At 39.2% G+C, this 18,666-nt stretch carries 12 protein-coding genes and 1 rRNA gene; 11 read left to right on the plus strand and 2 right to left on the minus strand.

Going from position 1 to position 18,666, the window contains the following annotated elements; translation table 11 throughout:
- The first annotated feature begins 18 nt into the window (after positions 1-18).
- On the plus strand, positions 19-1,797 hold the full coding sequence (gene thiC, locus ACQKOF_RS13450; protein ID WP_427557738.1) for a phosphomethylpyrimidine synthase ThiC: 1,779 nt from the start codon (positions 19-21) through the stop codon (positions 1,795-1,797).
- A 263-nt stretch (positions 1,798-2,060) separates the two neighbouring features.
- Here thiC and ACQKOF_RS13455 read toward each other — a convergent pair whose 3' ends face one another.
- Both ACQKOF_RS13455 and ACQKOF_RS13460 read right to left on the minus strand, forming a co-directional pair.
- The gene (locus ACQKOF_RS13455; RefSeq protein WP_427557741.1) at positions 2,061-3,566 is read right to left on the minus strand and encodes a catalase; all 1,506 of its coding nucleotides are present in this window, start codon (positions 3,564-3,566) and stop codon (positions 2,061-2,063) included.
- Positions 3,567-3,992: 426 nt separating this feature from the next.
- On the minus strand, positions 3,993-5,438 hold the full coding sequence (locus ACQKOF_RS13460) for a helix-turn-helix domain-containing protein (protein WP_427557744.1): 1,446 nt from the start codon (positions 5,436-5,438) through the stop codon (positions 3,993-3,995).
- A gap of 232 nt (positions 5,439-5,670) precedes the next feature.
- On the opposite strand from ACQKOF_RS13460, the gene hutH reads away from it, so the two are divergent.
- The 10 genes from hutH to ACQKOF_RS13510 form a co-directional block, all read left to right on the plus strand.
- Positions 5,671-7,185 carry a histidine ammonia-lyase gene (hutH, locus tag ACQKOF_RS13465; protein ID WP_427557746.1) on the plus strand — a complete coding sequence of 505 codons (1,515 nt, stop codon included), beginning with the start codon at positions 5,671-5,673 and terminating at the stop codon, positions 7,183-7,185.
- 95 nt (positions 7,186-7,280) lie between these two features.
- A complete protein-coding gene (locus tag ACQKOF_RS13470; protein ID WP_427557748.1) occupies positions 7,281-8,609 on the plus strand; it encodes a YjiH family protein in 1,329 nt (442 codons plus the stop codon).
- A 15-nt stretch (positions 8,610-8,624) separates the two neighbouring features.
- On the plus strand, positions 8,625-10,295 hold the full coding sequence (hutU, locus tag ACQKOF_RS13475; protein WP_427557751.1) for a urocanate hydratase: 1,671 nt from the start codon (positions 8,625-8,627) through the stop codon (positions 10,293-10,295).
- A complete protein-coding gene (gene hutI, locus ACQKOF_RS13480) occupies positions 10,292-11,578 on the plus strand; it encodes an imidazolonepropionase (RefSeq protein WP_427557753.1) in 1,287 nt (428 codons plus the stop codon). Before hutU ends, hutI begins: the two co-directional genes overlap by 4 nt.
- 462 nt (positions 11,579-12,040) lie before the next feature.
- Positions 12,041-12,841 carry an NUDIX domain-containing protein gene (locus ACQKOF_RS13485; RefSeq protein ID WP_427557756.1) on the plus strand — a complete coding sequence of 267 codons (801 nt, stop codon included), beginning with the start codon at positions 12,041-12,043 and terminating at the stop codon, positions 12,839-12,841.
- An 89-nt stretch (positions 12,842-12,930) separates the two neighbouring features.
- Entirely contained in the window at positions 12,931-13,482 is a 552-nt protein-coding gene (locus tag ACQKOF_RS13490; RefSeq protein ID WP_427557759.1) for a cysteine hydrolase family protein, read from the plus strand.
- A gap of 15 nt (positions 13,483-13,497) precedes the next feature.
- The gene (locus tag ACQKOF_RS13495) at positions 13,498-14,967 is read left to right on the plus strand and encodes a nicotinate phosphoribosyltransferase (protein ID WP_427557761.1); all 1,470 of its coding nucleotides are present in this window, start codon (positions 13,498-13,500) and stop codon (positions 14,965-14,967) included.
- 27 nt (positions 14,968-14,994) lie between these two features.
- Positions 14,995-15,609 carry a nicotinate (nicotinamide) nucleotide adenylyltransferase gene (nadD, locus tag ACQKOF_RS13500; RefSeq protein ID WP_427557764.1) on the plus strand — a complete coding sequence of 205 codons (615 nt, stop codon included), beginning with the start codon at positions 14,995-14,997 and terminating at the stop codon, positions 15,607-15,609.
- A gap of 383 nt (positions 15,610-15,992) precedes the next feature.
- Complete coding sequence (locus ACQKOF_RS13505) at positions 15,993-17,864, plus strand: SLC13 family permease (RefSeq protein ID WP_427557767.1); 1,872 nt, start codon at positions 15,993-15,995, stop codon at positions 17,862-17,864.
- 486 nt (positions 17,865-18,350) lie between these two features.
- Positions 18,351-18,666: ribosomal RNA gene (locus tag ACQKOF_RS13510) — 16S ribosomal RNA — on the plus strand; the annotation flags it as partial.

Raw genomic sequence — 18,666 nt, forward strand, 5'->3', positions numbered from 1 at the left:
AAGGGAGCGAAGTAGTTTATGACAACAGTTAGCGACAAGAATATTACGATTATGTCAAGTTTTGAAGGAAGTAAAAAAGTTTACGTAGAAGGTTCTAGACCAGATATTTTAGTGCCAATGCGTGAAATTGCTCTAAGTCCTACGACAGGAAGCTTTGGTGAAGAGGAAAATGCACCAGTACGTGTTTATGATACGAGCGGCCCGTACACTGATCCTGCACATAAGGTGGATATTACAAAAGGATTGCCAGCTTTATGTAGTGCATGGATCAAAGAACGAGGTGACGTTGAAGAATACGAAGGTCGTACTATCAAGCCAGAAGATAATGGTTTCCGCAAAGCTGATGATCCACGAATGAATGAAAATGTTTTTCCGGATTTATCTAGGAAGCCTTTGCGTGCGAAGAAAGGTAAAAATGTAACACAGCTTCACTATGCACGAAAGGGAATTATTACTCCAGAAATGGAATTTGTAGCGATTCGCGAAAATATGGACCCAGAATTTGTGCGCTCAGAGATCGCGGCAGGACGTGCTATTTTGCCAGCTAATATTAATCACCCTGAGGCAGAGCCGATGATTATTGGACGTAACTTCCACGTAAAAATTAACGCCAATATTGGAAATTCAGCGGTGTCATCCTCTATTGCAGAAGAGGTAGAAAAAATGACATGGGCTACACGCTGGGGTGCTGATAACATTATGGATTTATCTACCGGTAAACATATTCATACGACACGTGAATGGATTATCCGTAATGCCGCGGTGCCGGTAGGAACGGTGCCAATTTATCAAGCGCTAGAAAAAGTAAATGGTGTGGCAGAGAATTTAACGTGGGAGGTGTATCGTGATACGTTAATCGAACAGGCTGAACAAGGTGTCGATTACTTCACGATTCATGCAGGGGTATTGCTACGCTATGTGCCATTAACGGCCAATCGTGTAACAGGCATAGTGTCTCGAGGAGGCTCGATTATGGCACAGTGGTGTTTATATCACCATCAAGAAAGCTTCTTATATACTCATTTTGAAGAAATCTGCGAAATTATGAAAACCTATGATGTTGCCTTCTCTTTAGGTGATGGTTTACGTCCTGGTTCTATTGCAGATGCAAATGATGAGGCTCAGTTTGCGGAGCTAGAAACGTTAGGGGAATTAACGCAAATCGCCTGGAAGCATGATGTCCAGGTGATGGTAGAAGGACCAGGGCATGTACCAATGCATCTTATTAAAGAAAATATGGATAAGCAGTTAGAGGTGTGTAAGGAAGCTCCTTTTTATACTTTAGGGCCACTGACAACAGATATCGCGCCTGGCTATGACCATATTACATCGGCCATTGGTGCTGCGATGATTGGTTGGTATGGTACGGCAATGCTATGTTATGTAACGCCTAAAGAGCATCTCGGCTTACCAAATCGTGAGGATGTTCGTGTAGGGGTTATTACGTATAAAATTGCTGCACACGCGGCAGATTTAGCGAAAGGACATTCGGGAGCACAGCAGCGTGACGATGCACTATCTAAGGCACGCTTTGAATTCCGCTGGCGCGATCAATTCAACCTATCGCTTGATCCAGAGCGTGCAGTCGAATATCATGATGAAACGTTGCCTGCAGAAGGGGCAAAAACTGCGCACTTCTGTTCAATGTGTGGACCTAAGTTTTGTAGTATGAGAATCTCACAGGATATTCGTAATTATGCAAAAGATAGTGACTTAAATACGACTGAAGCAATCCACAAAGGTATGCAGGAGAAAGCCGAGGAATTTAAAAAGGCAGGCAGTCAAATTTATCAATAATTATTAGAGCGAGGCTGGGACATAACTAAATGGTTCCTTCATAAAGCCGAATAATCTCTAAATTAACAAAAAACGATAAATAGAAAAACCGAACTATTTTGAAACACTTCATGAGCGTTTCATTGGATAGTTCGGTATTTTTGTTGGCTGAAACACTTTTGTCCCAGCCTCTTTTTTAGTCATTAAGATAAAAAAAACTCCATGTGAAGTTGCCCTTCACATGGAGTAAAAAGTTGGATTTGGATATCAATAATAGTGGAAAATTAGACGTTAGTTGGTTGTTTTACGTATGGGTTTGAAAGATCCATACCTTCTAATGAAAGACCCATAGCTTTTGCTACACCTTCACCATATGCTGGATCAGCTAAATAGCAGTGCAGGATATGGCGACGTTTGATGAACTCTTCAACTGACGCCATGTCATTAGCAGTATTTTCGAATAGGCGTTGTTGCTCTTCGGCAGTCATTAGGCTGAATAATTTACCCGGCTGCTCGAAGTAGTTGTTGTCGTCTTCACGGAAGTCGTGGATACCAGCATTACCGTCAATACGTAATTCAGGCTCTTTGTAGTCTAAATTATGCTCCCATTCACCATAGCTATTTGGTTCATAGCCTAAAGTTGAACCAAGATTACCATCGAAACGCATAGCACCATCGCGGTGGAACGTACGGAATGGACATTTTGGTGCGTTTACAGGAAGCATGTAGTGGTTCACACCTAAACGGTAGCGTTGTGCATCTGCATACGCAAAGATACGAGCTTGTAACATTTTATCTGGCGAGAAGCTAATACCAGGGATAATGTTAGATGGTGCAAATGCAGCTTGCTCAACTTCCGCAAAGTAGTTGTCCGCGTTTTTGTTTAACTCGAATTCACCTACAGGAATTAATGGGAAGTCTTTTTTATACCATACTTTCGTTAAATCAAATGGGTTATATGGTAATTTGCGAGCTTGTTCCTCTGTCATTACTTGAATGGACATTTTCCATTTAGGGAAATCGCCTTTTTCAATTGCTCCATATAGATCGCGTTGTGAAGATTCGCGGTCGTTACTAATCACTTCAGCAGCCTCAGCACCAGATAAGTTTTTAATACCTTGCTCTGTACTGAAATGGAATTTAACCCATACGCGCTCATTTTCTTCATTAATAAAGCTATAAGTGTGAGAACCGAAACCGTGCATATTGCGGTATCCAGCCGGAATACCACGATCAGACATAACGATTGTTACTTGGTGAAGTGCCTCTGGTAATGAAGTCCAAAAATCCCAGTTTGAATTAGCGTTTTTCATATTTGTACGTGGATCGCGTTTTACCACGTGGTTTAAATCTGTAAAGTGTAAAGGATCACGGAAGAAGAATACAGGTGTGTTGTTACCAACTAAATCCCAGTTACCTTCTTCAGTATAGAACTTAAGTGCGAAGCCACGAATATCGCGCTCAGCATCCGCTGCACCACGCTCACCTGCAACTGTGGAGAAGCGTGCAAACATTTCAGTCTTTTTCCCAATCTCTGAGAAGATTTTTGCTTTTGTATATTTAGTAATATCATGCGTTACAGTGAAAGTACCGAATGCACCTGAACCTTTAGCGTGCATACGACGTTCAGGAATAACTTCACGGTTGAAGTTCGCTAATTTCTCAACTAGCCATACATCCTGAAGTAATAGAGGACCACGAGGACCTGCTGACATTGAATCGTGGTTGCTTACTACTGGAGCGCCACCTGCTGTTGTAAATCGACGGCTACGATCATTTTCATTTGTCATATTAGTTTACCTCCTGAAGAAAAATTGTGAGTCAAACTCTTCATCAATAACTATAACAAACACAAACTAGAATTGCTAGTAAATTATAATGATTATTGTTAAAGAATTTTTACATTAAGATATAAACTATAAATATATGCTAGATTTAAAAGGTTTATGAATAACTTTTACCACTAATTAAGTTTTTTAAACATTTTCGAGAATTACTTAAAAATAAAAGAAATTAAAATGAACTCCTTTGTTTATATATTCTTATTGAAAATGGGATATGATAATTGAAAAAATACTTAATTACGGTGGCTGTGGGGCACTTCTTGGGAATCCGTTATCGATGAGATCCCGCGAAGATAAAGCCTTCATCCGCTACACTTTCACACAAGCGCCCAGCTGGAACGAAAATCAACCCCATGACGTTGATGTGCCTTTTTACGTTTTACGATAACGATGGGGAGTAATTCCGATGTGCTGTTTAAAAATTTTAATGAAGTAATTCGAATCATCGAAACCATTTAAATAGGCAATTTCACTAATAGCAAAATCTGTTTCTACAAGCATCTTTGTGGCATTTTGAATTCGGACTTGCTGTAGGTAGCGTTTAAATGGCAGGCCTTGCTTCTTAGAAAAAATCGTACTTAAATAATTAGGACTAATCCCTAATTTATGGGCAACGTAAGGTAAAGATAACCCACTATCCTGAAATTGCTGGTCGATAATTTCTATGGCTAGTTCTACATAGTCAGCCCGTTTTTCCATTCGTGCCTCATTAGCTAATTCAATCAGCCTTTGTGTAAATGAGATAATGCCATTTAGAATGGTATAAAATATAGGATGTTCAATAATTAAATGAAAAAGCTGACGATAATTTTGCTCAATTGCAGCTTTCTCATGTAATTTATACTTCAGCATAAAGCGTCGAATTTGCGCCAAAACACTCGTTAGGTGAATACGTAAGTCATCTTGCTTGTAATAAATTCCTTCATTAGATAGTCGATATAAAAATGCTTTGACGGCTTCAATATTTCCGTCCTCTAAACTACTTATTAGTAATTGCTGCTCTTCAGGTGTTAACAATGGATCGAAGGGCTGTGTTTCCAATTGTTTGCTCGCATAAAAAATATGTCCATAGCCTTCGTAAAAGCTTTGATGAAGTGCACGTTTCGTTAAGGTATACATATTCTTCATGGTGGTCGGGTCTCCATCATAAACCCCAATATTTAAAGAGCTATTATTTGTTAATCGCCATTCCTTCATTAATGTACGAACATCCTTCTCTAAATCATTTGTTTGGAATAAACAAACAATTCTTTCTGATAAAGGATAAATCCTCATACTAGAATAAATAGGAGTTTGCTGAAGCCAGTTGTATAGTTTGTTAAACATTTCAGAATGCTCAGGCTCGATCATTGTGAAATGTATATTTGTCTCTAGGGAACTAGTTTTACTATCTAAAAATAGTTGATAGTAAAAAGATTCATCTGTAGCTTCTTGATACACTGCTTCTGCTTTGGGTGTCCGAAGGGAAATAGCGGTGAGCTTTTGCTTTAATACTTCTAAATCAATTGGTTTAACGAAGAGATGTGCGACCTGTAAATCGATTGCCTTTAATGCATTTTTAAACAATGGCTCTGTCGTCATAGCTAAAATAGTACCTGAATGTTTTTGTAAAACACGATAAAGTGCTGTTAAACGATTATTCGAGAATAGGTCAATGTTTAGCAGTATCACCTCAGGCTCGAAGTGCTGGATACTATGAAGTGCCTCATTAATAGTTGTACCTATTTCTATAGTTACATCGCCAGGGAAATATGTATGTAAAAACCAGCGAATTCCCGAAAGGTCAGTGGAATCTCTGTCAATTAATAACAATTTCAAAAGTGTAAACCTCCTTAAAATTATCTAGTTTCATAAAAAAATACTATTATATTATTAAAATAACAAAAATTCTGAAATAATTCATGTTTTCTCTTTTAAAATTCCCTATTTTCTGAAAAAGGTAGTTAGTACAATGTAGTTAGTGTTATTGTTATTTATCTTTTGTAGCGATAGCGAAATTGATTAAAAGCATTTTTACATAGCTCTAAGGAAACAGGGGGATGTCATTATTATGAAGTCTATTATCGAGCTCGATGGCAATACATTAACAAGACAGCAAATAGGGGAAATTGTAGACGGTCATGCCACGGTAGCGCTTTCTCTAGACAGTGTGGAGCGTATACGTTTAAGTAGGGAACAAATTGAAAAACGTTTAGCTGAGGGGCAAACGATATATGGTGTAAATACAGGCTTTGGAAAGCTAAGTAATATAAAGATTGAAGAGGAAGACATTGAACTTTTACAGTTAAATTTATTGCGCTCAGATGCAACAGGTGTTGGTGCGCCGTTTCCAACAGATGTTGTACGTGCCATGATGGTTTTACGTGCCAATGCTTTAGCTCGTGGTTTTTCAGGGATTCGTCTGGAAACGGTGCAGCTACTATTGGATTTTATTAATAAGGGAGTACATCCGATTGTACCGTCTCAAGGTTCAGTTGGAGCAAGTGGGGATTTAGCGCCGTTATCACATTTGGCTTTAGTGCTAGTAGGCGAAGGTAAGGCGGAGTTTAATGGAGAGGTTATGAGCGGCAGTGCGGCGTTACAGCAAGCTGGGCTAACGCCTGTCCGACTACAAGCTAAGGAAGGGCTAGCGCTTGTAAATGGTACACAAGCGATGACGGGTATAGGAGTTTTAACAGTGAACGAGGCAGAGCGTATGGGGCTAGCAGCAGATATGGCAGCAAGTTTAACGCTTGAGGCACTAAAGGGGATTACTTCCGCATTTGATCCAGCGCTTTTGGCAGTAAGACCACACCCGGAATTAGAGCTTGTTGGTGGACGAATCCGTAAGTGGCTTGATGGAAGTAAACGTGTGACAAAGCAAGGTGAAATCCGTATGCAGGATGCCTATTCACTACGTTGCATTCCACAAGTGCATGGTGCTTCATGGCAGTCATTTTTCTATGCTCAGGAGCGTGTGCAAACTGAAATGAATGCAACGACAGATAATCCGATTGTTTTAGAAAATGGAGAAGTATTGTCTGGTGGGCATTTCCACGGTCAACCAATTGCATTAGCAATGGACTTTTTAAAAGTCGGTGTATGTGAATGGGCTAATATTTCGGAGCGACGTACAGAACGCATGGTTAATCCACAGCTTAATGAAGGTTTGCCTCCATTTTTAGCGACAAATCCTGGTATTGAATGTGGACTAATGATTGCTCAATATACAGCAGCCTCTATTGTATCCGAAAACAAAGTATTGGCACATCCTTCAAGTGTGGATTCTATACCGACATCAGGGAACCAAGAGGATCATGTGAGCATGGGTACAACATCTGCTCGCCAAGTACGTCAAATCGTACACAATGCCGCTCGTGTCATTGCAATAGAATTGATTTGTGCATCGCAGGCTATCCATTTAGATAAGGCAGAAGAGCAGTTATCTCCAACAACGCGAAAGTTTTTAGAAAAAGTGCGTGAATTTTGCCCGCCGCTGTTAGCAGATCAACCAATTGGCGATGAAATTGAAGCGCTTTCACAGTATTTATTAACGAGTGATGTTCTATTAAATGAGTATATGTAATCCTTAAGATGATAACTTCCTATAAGAAATCCGACAAATCTTTCAACTTGTCCGGATTGACTGGGAATTCTATTTAACGGTCGAGGAGGAATAGGATGGAATTTCAACAACAAGAGCTGAGGCAAGACTCGCAATTCCGAGTCTCCTCCGCTATGAAGATGATTGTATGTAGTTTAGTCGGAATATTCAGTTTCTTTGTATCGTTTGAATGGCAAGGTAAGAATACAATTTTAATTGATCACATCGTGAATTTTATTCGCACCGAAGCACCATTACTTGTAACTGCATATGTACTCATAATGCTTGTAGGTGGAGCGGTTCATCCATTCCTTACGAAGAAGTGGAATAAGTCGATCGTCAATATTGTATTGTCAATTTTTAAAGTGGGCGGTATGGTTGCCGGGATTTTATTAATTTTTAATATAGCACCTGCATGGCTAGCAAATGAAAGTATTGGTCCGTATTTACTGGAGAAGCTTATTAAGCCGGTAGGGATACTAATCCCGATAGGATCTTTGTTTTTAGCACTTCTAGTAAGCTATGGGTTGCTTGAATATATCGGTGTTTTAACACAGCCGTTTATGAAGCCTATTTTTAAAACACCTGGACGTTCAGCAGTGGATGCGGTTGCCTCATTTGTTGGCAGTTATTCGGTTGGCTTACTTTTAACGAATCGTGTTTATATGGAAGGTCGCTATACAGCGAAGGAAGCCGCGATTATTGCAACAGGTTTCTCGACTGTATCTGCAACGTTTATGGTTGTCATTGCGAGTACGCTGGATATCATGCAGCATTGGAATGCGTTTTTCTGGGTGTCGCTCGTTGTAACATTTGTGGTCACTGCGTTAACAGCGCGTATTTATCCACTTCGTTCAATGAAGGATGAATACTACAAGGGCGCGACGCCGATGCCAGAAAAGCTTGTAAAGAAGGACCGTTTTAAAGAAGCATGGCGTCAAGCGATGGATGCAGTTGAGCAAAATCCACCTTTATCTAAAGTTTTATGGGCGAATTTAAAGGATGGCTTCATTATGGCGATGGGAGTTATTCCATCGATTCTATCAATTGGTCTACTAGGGCTTGTACTTGCAACATATACACCAATTTTTGATTGGTTTGCGTATATTTTTGTACCATTCACATATGTGTTACAAGTTCCAGAACCATATTTAGCAGCGAAAGCGCTGTCATTATCGTTAGCAGAAGTATTTTTACCAGCACTTGTTGTCACACAGGCAGCACTTGTGACGAAATTTATTGTGGCGGTCGTATCGATATCGGCAGTTCTGTTCTTTTCAGCCGTTATTCCACTTGTTTTATCATCTGAAATTCCATTGACATTGCGCCAAATTTTACTCATTTGGTTTGAGCGTGTCGTATTAACTTTAATCATCGTAACACCAATAGCATTTTTACTATTTTAAAGGAGCGTGTTTTTAATGGTAGTTAAAACAAATATTCGTGCACCACGTGGAAATGAACTAAATTGTAAGGATTGGACGCAGGAAGCTGCAATGCGTATGTTAATGAACAATCTAGATCCTGAAGTAGCAGAAAATCCAGATGAGCTAATCGTCTATGGTGGGATCGGTAAAGCGGCACGTAATTGGGAAAGCTATGAGCAAATTATTGCGTCATTAAAAGAATTGGAGAATGATGAAACACTTCTTATTCAATCAGGAAAACCGGTAGCTGTATTCCGTACGCATGAACATGCACCACGTGTATTAATTGCGAATTCTAATTTAGTACCAGCGTGGGCAAATTGGGAGCATTTTTATGAGTTAGAGGACCGCGATTTAATGATGTACGGTCAAATGACGGCTGGTAGCTGGATTTATATTGGTGCACAAGGGATTTTACAAGGAACATATTTATCATTCGTAGAGGCGGGCAAAAAAGTATTTGGCACAGCAGATTTACGAGGCAAATTCATCCTTACAGGTGGTATGGGTGGCATGAGTGGTGCACAGCCTTTAGCTGGGAAAATGGCTGGCGCTGTCATTTTAGTAGTCGAAGTGGATCGTGCTCGAATTGAACGTAAAATAAAAGAGGGCTACTGTGATTATCTTGTGGAGACAGTAGATGAAGCTATTGAATTAGTCAATAAACTACGTGACCAAAAAGAGCCTGCGTCGATTGGCCTTGTTGGCAACTGTGCAGACGTTAATCGTGAGCTATTGAACCGAGGAATTATCCCTGATTTTGTAACTGACCAAACATCTGCCCATGATCCGATAAATGGCTATGTTCCAAATGGCATGACGTTTGGGGAAGCGCTTGAACTGCGTAAAAGTGATGTAAAAACGTATGAGCGAAGAGCAAAAGAGACGATGGCTGAGCATGTTCGCACAATGCTGGAATTCCAACAGTCGGGTGCAGAAGTATTTGATTACGGTAATAATATTCGCGCTTATGCCAAAGAGATGGGTGTAACGAATGCCTTTGACTTCCCTGGCTTTGTTCCGGCGTACATTCGTCCATTATTCTGTGAGGGGAAAGGGCCATTCCGTTGGGCTGCACTTTCGGGTAACCCTGAGGACATTTATAAAACAGATGCACTTGCAAAAGAAATGTTTGCTGAAGATGAAGGTCTTGTGAATTGGATTGATATGGCGCAAAAAATGGTGAAATGGCAAGGGTTACCTGCAAGAATTTGCTGGTTAGGCTATGGTGATCGTCATCGTTTTGCATTGAAGGTTAATGAAATGGTTGCTAATGGTGAGCTATCAGCACCGATTGTCTTTGGTCGAGATCATCTAGACTCAGGCTCTGTTGCATCACCAAATCGTGAAACAGAGGGTATGCTTGATGGCTCTGACGCAGTATCAGATTGGCCAATTCTAAATGCACTTGTTAATACAGCAAGTGGTGCTAGCTGGGTAAGTGTGCATCACGGTGGTGGTGTAGGTATGGGTTATTCTCAACATGCTGGCCAAGTGTTAGTAGCGGATGGTTCTGAGCTAGCCGCTGAGAAGATTGGGCGAGTGTTAATTTCCGATCCAGGAATGGGTGTTGTGCGTCACGCAGATGCTGGCTATGAAATTGCCATTAATACAGCAAAGAACAAAGGTGTGCGTATACCAATGCTAAAGGATGATGCGAAGTGACAATTTTAATCAAAAACGCCAATGAAGTGATCACGTTAAAAAGTGCCGTTCAAGGTCCTCGTACAAAAGAACAAATGCGTGACATCGCGGTGCTGGAAAACGGCAGTGTTTTAATGGAGAGAAATAGCATTATAGCAGTAGGGCCAATTGCACTGCTAGAGGCGGACTTCCCTGAATTGGTAAAAGTGGCTGAGGTTATTGATGCCTCAGGTAAGGTTGTTATGCCGGGTCTCGTTGATTGTCATACGCATTTAGTTCATGGAGGTACACGTGAGCAGGAGTTTAATATGAGACTCAACGGTGCCACATATATGGAAATTATGAATGCGGGTGGCGGGATTCATGCCACAACAAAGCGGACTCGAGAAACTAGCTTTGGTGATTTATATGGAAAAACTATGAATCATTTAGATGTGTTTTTAAAACATGGTGTCACAACGGTTGAGGCAAAATCAGGCTATGGTTTGGATTGGGAAACTGAAAAGAAACAGCTTGAAGTAGCTAAGGAATTGCAAGCCAAACATGACATTGATGTCGTTAGTACTTTTATGGGGGCGCATGCGGTGCCACGTGACTATAAGGGCAGTGAAGATGAATTTGTCGATGTAGTCATTCATGACATGCTGCCGAAAGTAGCTGAGCTAAATCTTGCAGAATTCAATGATGTATTTTGTGAAAAAGGTGTATTTACGCCAGAGCAATCACGACGTATTTTAGAGGCTGGGAAAGCGTTGGGTTTAACACCGAAAATTCATGCAGATGAAATTGAGCCTTATAAGGGAGCAGAGCTTGCAGCGGAAGTAGGGGCAATTTCGGCGGAGCATTTACTAGTTGCTTCTGATGAAGGTATACAAAAAATGGCTGAAGCTGGCACGATTGCCGTGTTGCTACCTGGAACAGCATTCTTCTTACGTGCGCCATTTGCAAGGGGGCGCCTAATGATTGATGAAGGGGTACCTGTGGCTATATCAACTGATTTTAATCCTGGCTCATCCCCAACGATGAGTCTGCCGTTTATTATGAATTTAGCTTGTATGCATATGGGCATGACACTAGAGGAAGTGTTAACAGCGACAACTATTAATGCTGCATATGCACTTAACCGTGGATATCAAATTGGCTCTCTTGAAGCGGGCAAACAAGCTGACGTCATTATATTGGATGTCGCCAATTACAAGCAGTTACAATATTTCTATGGCATGAATCATACGAATACCGTAATTAAAAATGGGCGAGTTGTCGTACAGGATGGTATTCTTTTGAAAAATCAATTAGTAAATTAATTAATACGAAAGGCATAAATGAGACAGAAATGCTTTGTTTATGCTTTTTTAATGAATTTTTTCTTTTTTATTAAAAGAGTTGAAATTGTTAACTGGAAAAGTTATCATGTTATTAAATAGTAATTCAAGAATTGCAAATTACTGATAGCGATTTATAGAAAATATAATGAAGTAGTGTCCAAATTTCCAGATGATATTTGGTAAACATATGCCATATATAAGTTGATTTCCGTTCCGGCTGGACGCCCCCAGGAAAGCGCCCAGCCGGAACGGAAATCGACCACACACGTTATGATGATGATCTAAAATTTTACCTATACACCCGTGTGAGCAGGAGAAAACCATAAGAAGTAAAACAAATACTCGCTCTCTAAGGGAGTCGTATATAGTTGAAGCATTACGCTTTATCTAAACCTTCATCATCATTCCTGCAAAACATGGTATCAAAGGAGTTATCTTAAAATGACAAAATATCGTTCACAAGAAGAAGTTCTTGCGAATTATGATTCTTCTAAATATATAACACCTGATGGGTATACATCAGATATCGCAATTTTTACAATAACATCCGAAAAAGTAGAGGAAAAAGCACCTCCAATGATGACGCTTAAAATCATGTTGATTAAACGAGCTGAAAAAGATCATGAAGGAAATCCGAATATCGAAGGTGGAAAATGGGCGCTTCCCGGTGGATTTGTAGATGCGACAAAAAGGGAAACAGCTTATATAGCTGCTAAAAGAGAATTGAAGGAGGAAACGAATGTAGACAGTCTACACATTAAGCACTTTGGTGTCTACGATGACATAGAGCGTGATCCTCGAGGCTGGATGATTTCGAATGCCTTTTATGCAATCGTTCCGGAAGTGTACATTGACCAGCGTCAAGCCAATGATGATGCGGCAGAAGTAGAGCTATTCGATATAAGTGAAGTGTTTAAACTCGAATTAGCCTTTGATCATCGAAAAATTATTTCAGACGCTTTAGAGTTTATTAAGAAAGATATGATACAAACAACGGTTGCTAAAAACTTTTTACCAAAAGAATTTACTTTATCTGAACTGCAGAGGGTTTTATTAACAGTGGGGGATGATCCACGCATTTCAAATGATTCTGTGTTCTTTACAAAAGCCCCCAAGTTACCTTTTATTGAAAAAGTATTAGATGAAGAAGGTAAACCAAAGAAAACAAAAAGGAATTCATTTAGACCGTCGCAATTATATACTTTTAATGACTTCGAAATCGTAGAGTCAATTTATCATTAGGAAAGCACCTGTCTTTCCTGATAATTTTTCAATATAGTAATTTGTAATTATTCAATTACTAATTAAAAAAGAAAATGGAGTGATGGAATATGCAAAAACGTGCATTGATTAATATTGATTATACAGTGGATTTTGTAGCACCAGATGGAGCTCTAACTTGCGGAAAACCGGGGCAACTATTGGAAGAGGCAAATACACAACTAACAAAGGAATTTATCTCAAACGATGATTTTGTGGTTTTTGCCATTGATGTTCATGAAAAAGATGATAGCTATCACCCGGAAACAAAGCTTTTTCCTCCTCATAATATTAGAGGCACAGAGGGTAGGGAACTATTTGGTTCCTTAAAAGAACTATATGAAGAAAATAAAGAGTTAAATCATGTCTACTACTTGGATAAAACAAGATATTCTGCATTTGCAGGAACTGATTTAGAGATTAAATTGCGTGAAAGAGGCATTACTGAACTGCATTTAATAGGTGTATGTACAGATATTTGTGTTCTTCATACAGCGGTAGATGCCTATAATAAAGGATTTAGCATTGTTATTCATAAAAATGCAGTGGCGTCTTTTAATCAAGCAGGGCATGAGTGGGCGTTAGGACATTTCGAGCATTCTCTCAAAGCTACTATTATGTAAACGGAGGACAAGGAAATGAAATATGCAGACGATAGCTTAATGTTGCACACGGACTTATATCAAATAAATATGGTAGAAACTTACTGGAAGGATGGTACTCAACATAGAACAGCGGTTTTTGAACTGTACTTTCGACAACTTCCGTTCGGTAATGGCTATGCGATATTTGCAGGCTTAAAAAAAATTATGGAGTTTATCAAAAGCTTTGGTTTTTCTAATAGTGATATTCAATATTTACGTGAGGAAGGGAAATATTCAGAGGAATTTCTTAAATACCTCCAAAGTCTAAAATTTACAGGTACTATTTCTGCAATGAAGGAAGGTGAATTGGTATTTGCCAATGAACCTATTTTACGAATTGAAGCTCCGTTGGCAGAAGCTCAATTAATTGAAACACCTTTATTGAATATCGTTAATTACCAAACTCTGATCGCAACAAAGGCATCGCGCATTAAACAAGTGATTGGAATGGATGTGGCGATGGAATTTGGTACTCGCCGGGCTCATGAATTTGATGCAGCCATTTGGGGAACTCGTGCGGCTTATATTGGCGGATTTTCTGCAACTAGCAATGTAAGAGCTGGAAAATTATTTGGCATCCCTGTGTCAGGTACTCATGCACATGCCATGATACAGGCATATCGCGATGAATACACTGCATTTACAAAGTATGCAAGTACACATAAAGATTGTGTTTTCTTAGTAGATACGTATGATACGTTGCGTTCAGGTGTTCCTAATGCAATTCGGGTCGCAAAGGAGTTTGGAGATAAAATCAATTTTGTAGGAATTCGTTTGGACAGTGGAGACTTAGCGTATCTTTCAAAAAAAGCAAGAAAAATGCTAGATGAAGCTGGTTTCACTGAAGCGAAAATTATAGCATCGAATGATTTAGATGAATACACGATTATAAATTTGAAGTCACAAGGAGCAAAAATTGATACATGGGGAATCGGAACTAAGCTTATTACAGCCTACGATCAAGCAGCTCTTGGCGGAGTGTACAAATTAGTATCTATTGAAGATGAAAATGGGAAAATGGTCGATACCATCAAAGTCTCTGGAAATCCCAAAAAAGTAACTACACCTGGCCGCAAACATATCTACAGAATTATTAATAAAGATAATGGTCATGCTGAAGGGGATTATATTGCATTAGACTATGAAAACCCGCAAGAGGAAAAACGCTTGAAAATGTTTCACCCAGTTCATACTTATATCAGCAAATTTGTGACGAATTTTACAGCGAAAGAATTACATCAAGACATTGTAGTAAATGGATCTATTCTTTACAACGAACCAACACTTCAAGAAATTCAAGTATATGTAGAAGAAAATTTACATCTATTATGGAGTGAATACAAACGAACAATGAATCCAGAAGAGTATCCTGTTGATTTAAGTCAAGCATGCTGGGATAACAAAATGACAAGAATTAAAGAAATTAAAGAAAAAGTCACGAAGATGATGAATGGAAGAAACTAAAAGAGAAGAGGAATGGAGGGATAGATAATGGCGAGAATAGGAATTTACGGATCGTCCTTTGATCCAATTACAAATGTTCATCTTTGGACTGCAAGCACAGTCGCACATCGTTGCAAATTAGATAAAGTAATTTTTTTACCTTGTTCAAACAAACGAAAGGACAAGGAGATAAAAACAGAGAATTCTCATCGATGGAATATGCTGCAGCTGGCTATTACTAAGGATGAACGTTTTATTGCAGATTCATATGAAATGGAGCAAGAAGGCTGGAACATTTACACATATGATACGATGAAATATTTTAGAGAACAGCACCCTAATGATGACATTCATTTTATTATGGGAGCCGATTTATTAGTTGATATTGGCGCAGGATTGTGGAAAAAAGGAGAGGCGTTAGTAGCTGAGAACAAATTTATTGTAATGGCAAGGCATGGGATCGATATGCTATCAACGATTAGTCGTTCTCCAATTTTAAGGAATCATGATGATGGAAGATTCCATTTAATTGACAAAGGTTTAGCAATGGAAATTAGCTCTACCTATATTCGAGAAGAATTCGCAATGGGCGGTGAACCCAAATATCTACTGCCCGGCGCTTGTTATGACTATATTAAAGAGCATAGACTTTATCAAAAATAATCTAGTATGGCTGATACATGATAGTAGAGTGTGGTTTAATACCGCACTTATTTTTATTAACAAAAGTTTGGTATACCATTTGCTGAAACATTGCTATATAAGTTGATTGGAGTGGAGGCTGGGTGACTCCTTGGGGATTAGCGTCACAGATGAGACCCTGGAGCGAGCAAAGCGAGTGAAGCGGCTCATCGGACGCCCCCAGGAAAGCACCCAGCCGGAACGGAAATCAACCTCACGCTATGGTGATGAATATTTTATTTCGAAAAGATGGTGAACTTTCCTATATGTAGTTCTTAGTAAGATATAATAAATCAAAGTGAGATAACAAACATGAGGTGCAGCCATTAAAAATGCGTATCACCTTCAGTAAATCACAATGATTAATGATTAGAAAGGAATTCTTAGATGTGCAGCTTACATTAACATTTCTTATTTTAGGAGCGACAATTTTTGCATTTGTGACAAATAAAGTACGAGCAGATCTCGTTGCGATTGTGTCGCTTCTAGCATTCGTCATTACAGATATTTTAACGCCAACAGAGGCGCTTGCTGGTTTTTCGAACTCTGTAGTTTTAATGATTGCAGGGTTGTTCGTTGTGGGCGCAGGAATTTTACGCACTGGACTTGCAGGGATGGCAGGGCGATTACTGTTGAAATGGTCAGGTGATAGTGAGCTGAAATTATTTGTGTTATTGCTCATTATTGTAGGGACGGTAGGTGCCTTTATGAGTAATACAGGTACTGTAGCTTTAATGATGCCGATCGTTGTTAGTATTGCCATTAGTATGAAGGAAAGTCCTTCGAAATTCTTGCTACCACTTTCTTATGTTGCGAGTCTTTCTGGGCTTATGACATTAATTGCCTCTCCAACAAATTTAATTGTCAGTCAGTTATTAGTAGATCGAGGCTATAATAAGCTAGGATTTTTCGAAGTGACACCCATCGGTATTGTAGGAATGATAGTCGGTATTATCTATTTAGTACTCGTACGCAATATTCTTTTACCAAGTGAAAAAAATCGTACACAAACAAAAGCTGATTATAAACTATCTCCAAAGAAAATTATTAAGCAATATGATTTAAACAATCATTTGTTTAAAGTGTTTGTCCCAGAGGATTCGTCGATTATTGACGCAACATTAGCAGAATTAAAGCTTCCGGCCAAATATGCACTTTGTATGATGAAAATTCACCGACGATCTCAAGAAGGCATCAATTTTTTACCGATGACATATCAAGAAATGGCAGGTCCGACGAGTGTGATACATGCCAAAGATGAATTGTATGTCCAAGGTGAGGAAGAAAATATTCGTCGCTTTGCTTCGGATTATAGTCTAGAGATGCAGGAACTAGTTGAAGGAGAGGCTGATGAATTGGTATCGAAGCATCTTGGTATTGCTGAAGTCTTATTAACGCCAAATTCGAGCTTTATTAATAAGACTGTTAGCACCCTAGGCTTTCGAGAAAAATACAATCTTAATATAATTGGCATTAATCGTAGAGGCGGCTATAAATTACAAGATATGGTGACGCATAAATTGAAATTTGGAGATGCCATTTTGGTGCAAGGTGAATGGGATGAAATTCTATTACTTGCAAGGGAAACGCAGGATGTCGTTGTTGTTGGTCAGCCGAAAGAGCATGCGAGTGTCGCAGCAGCAACGGGTAAAGCTGGTATTGCTGGTGTCATTATGCTTTTAATGATTGTATTAATGGCTTTTGAAATTTTCCCTGCGGTTATTTCCGTTATGATTGGTGCCGTATTGATGATATTAACAGGTTGTTTGCGAAATATGGAAGACGCATACAGCAATATGAATTTTGAAAGTATTGTGCTTGTAGCTGCAATGCTTCCGATGGCGACTGCATTGGAGAAAACAGGTGGTATGGTTATTTTATCCGATGGTATCATTAATGCACTTGGAGATTATGGACCGTATGGAGTACTAGTTGGCGTATATATTTTAACAGTTATTTTTGGACAGTTTATTAGTAATACGGCGACTGCTGTCTTGTTCGCGCCAATTGCTATGAATGCCGCGATTGCAATGGAAGCAAGTCCAACGACATTTATGATTGCTGTTGCTGTAGCAGCGAGTATGGCGTTTGTCACACCAATTGCTTCCCCAACAAATGCGCTTGTGATGACAGCTGGTGGTTATAAATTTATGGATTTTGTGAAGATTGGAATACCATTACAGATTATTATGTTTGTTGTCATGATGCTAGCAATTCCATTTTTCTTCCCATTTTAAAAACTCGGTTTCTATACCGAGTTTTTTTGTTTAGTGAAAAACAATTAATTTTTTAATAGAAATTATGATAAGATTATATTTTATATAACAATAAAACATTAAATTAACGTCAGATTGTGAGTCTAATATTAAATTGTTTTCTTAACCTTTATATAGGAAGTTTCTCGATGAAGTGAAAAACTATAAAGTTTTTTCAGAAAAAGTATTGACCTTTTAAAATTAAGAGTGTAGTATTATACAAGTCGTTAAGACAGCTACTGAAAAACAATTAAATTAAATGAAAATTAGTTGTTGACACCTAGCGAAAGACATGGTATTATATAAAAGTTGCTGTTGAGAAAACAGTAACGACATGAACCTTGAAAACTGAACAAGCAAAACGTAATCAATAAAGTTTTTAGTAACTAACCTTGAGTTGGTGAACGAAACAAAATTTTGGACATCAAACATGATGCCAGCAAAACAATTTGAGCTAATCAAATTTCTTTTATGGAGAGTTTGATCCTGGCTCAGGACGAACGCTGGCGGCGTGCCTAATACATGCAAGTCGAGCGAACAGAGAAGGAGCTTGCTCCTTTGACGTTAGCGGCGGACGGGTGAGTAACACGTGGGCAACCTACCTTATAGTTTGGGATAACTCCGGGAAACCGGGGCTAATACCGAATAATCTATTTCACTTCATGGTGAAATACTGAAAGACGGTCTCGGCTGTCGCTATAAGATGGGCCCGCGGCGCATTAGCTAGTTGGTGAGGTAACGGCTCACCAAGGCGACGATGCGTAGCCGACCTGAGAGGGTGATC

This window comes from Lysinibacillus sp. NPDC093190 (assembly GCF_050280425.1).
Taxonomy (GTDB): Bacteria; Bacillota; Bacilli; order Bacillales_A; family Planococcaceae; genus Lysinibacillus.

Coding starts and splice junctions, on each gene's coding strand:
- ACQKOF_RS13470 (WP_427557748.1), top strand. CDS start 7,281: ATGGAATTTCAACAACAAGAGCTGAGGCAAGACTCGCAATTCCGAGTC.
- hutU (WP_427557751.1), top strand. CDS start 8,625: ATGGTAGTTAAAACAAATATTCGTGCACCACGTGGAAATGAACTAAAT.
- ACQKOF_RS13455 (WP_427557741.1), bottom strand. CDS start 3,566: ATGACAAATGAAAATGATCGTAGCCGTCGATTTACAACAGCAGGTGGC.
- ACQKOF_RS13485 (WP_427557756.1), top strand. CDS start 12,041: ATGACAAAATATCGTTCACAAGAAGAAGTTCTTGCGAATTATGATTCT.
- hutH (WP_427557746.1), top strand. CDS start 5,671: ATGAAGTCTATTATCGAGCTCGATGGCAATACATTAACAAGACAGCAA.
- nadD (WP_427557764.1), top strand. CDS start 14,995: ATGGCGAGAATAGGAATTTACGGATCGTCCTTTGATCCAATTACAAAT.
- ACQKOF_RS13495 (WP_427557761.1), top strand. CDS start 13,498: ATGAAATATGCAGACGATAGCTTAATGTTGCACACGGACTTATATCAA.
- ACQKOF_RS13490 (WP_427557759.1), top strand. CDS start 12,931: ATGCAAAAACGTGCATTGATTAATATTGATTATACAGTGGATTTTGTA.
- ACQKOF_RS13505 (WP_427557767.1), top strand. CDS start 15,993: ATGATTAGAAAGGAATTCTTAGATGTGCAGCTTACATTAACATTTCTT.
- thiC (WP_427557738.1), top strand. CDS start 19: ATGACAACAGTTAGCGACAAGAATATTACGATTATGTCAAGTTTTGAA.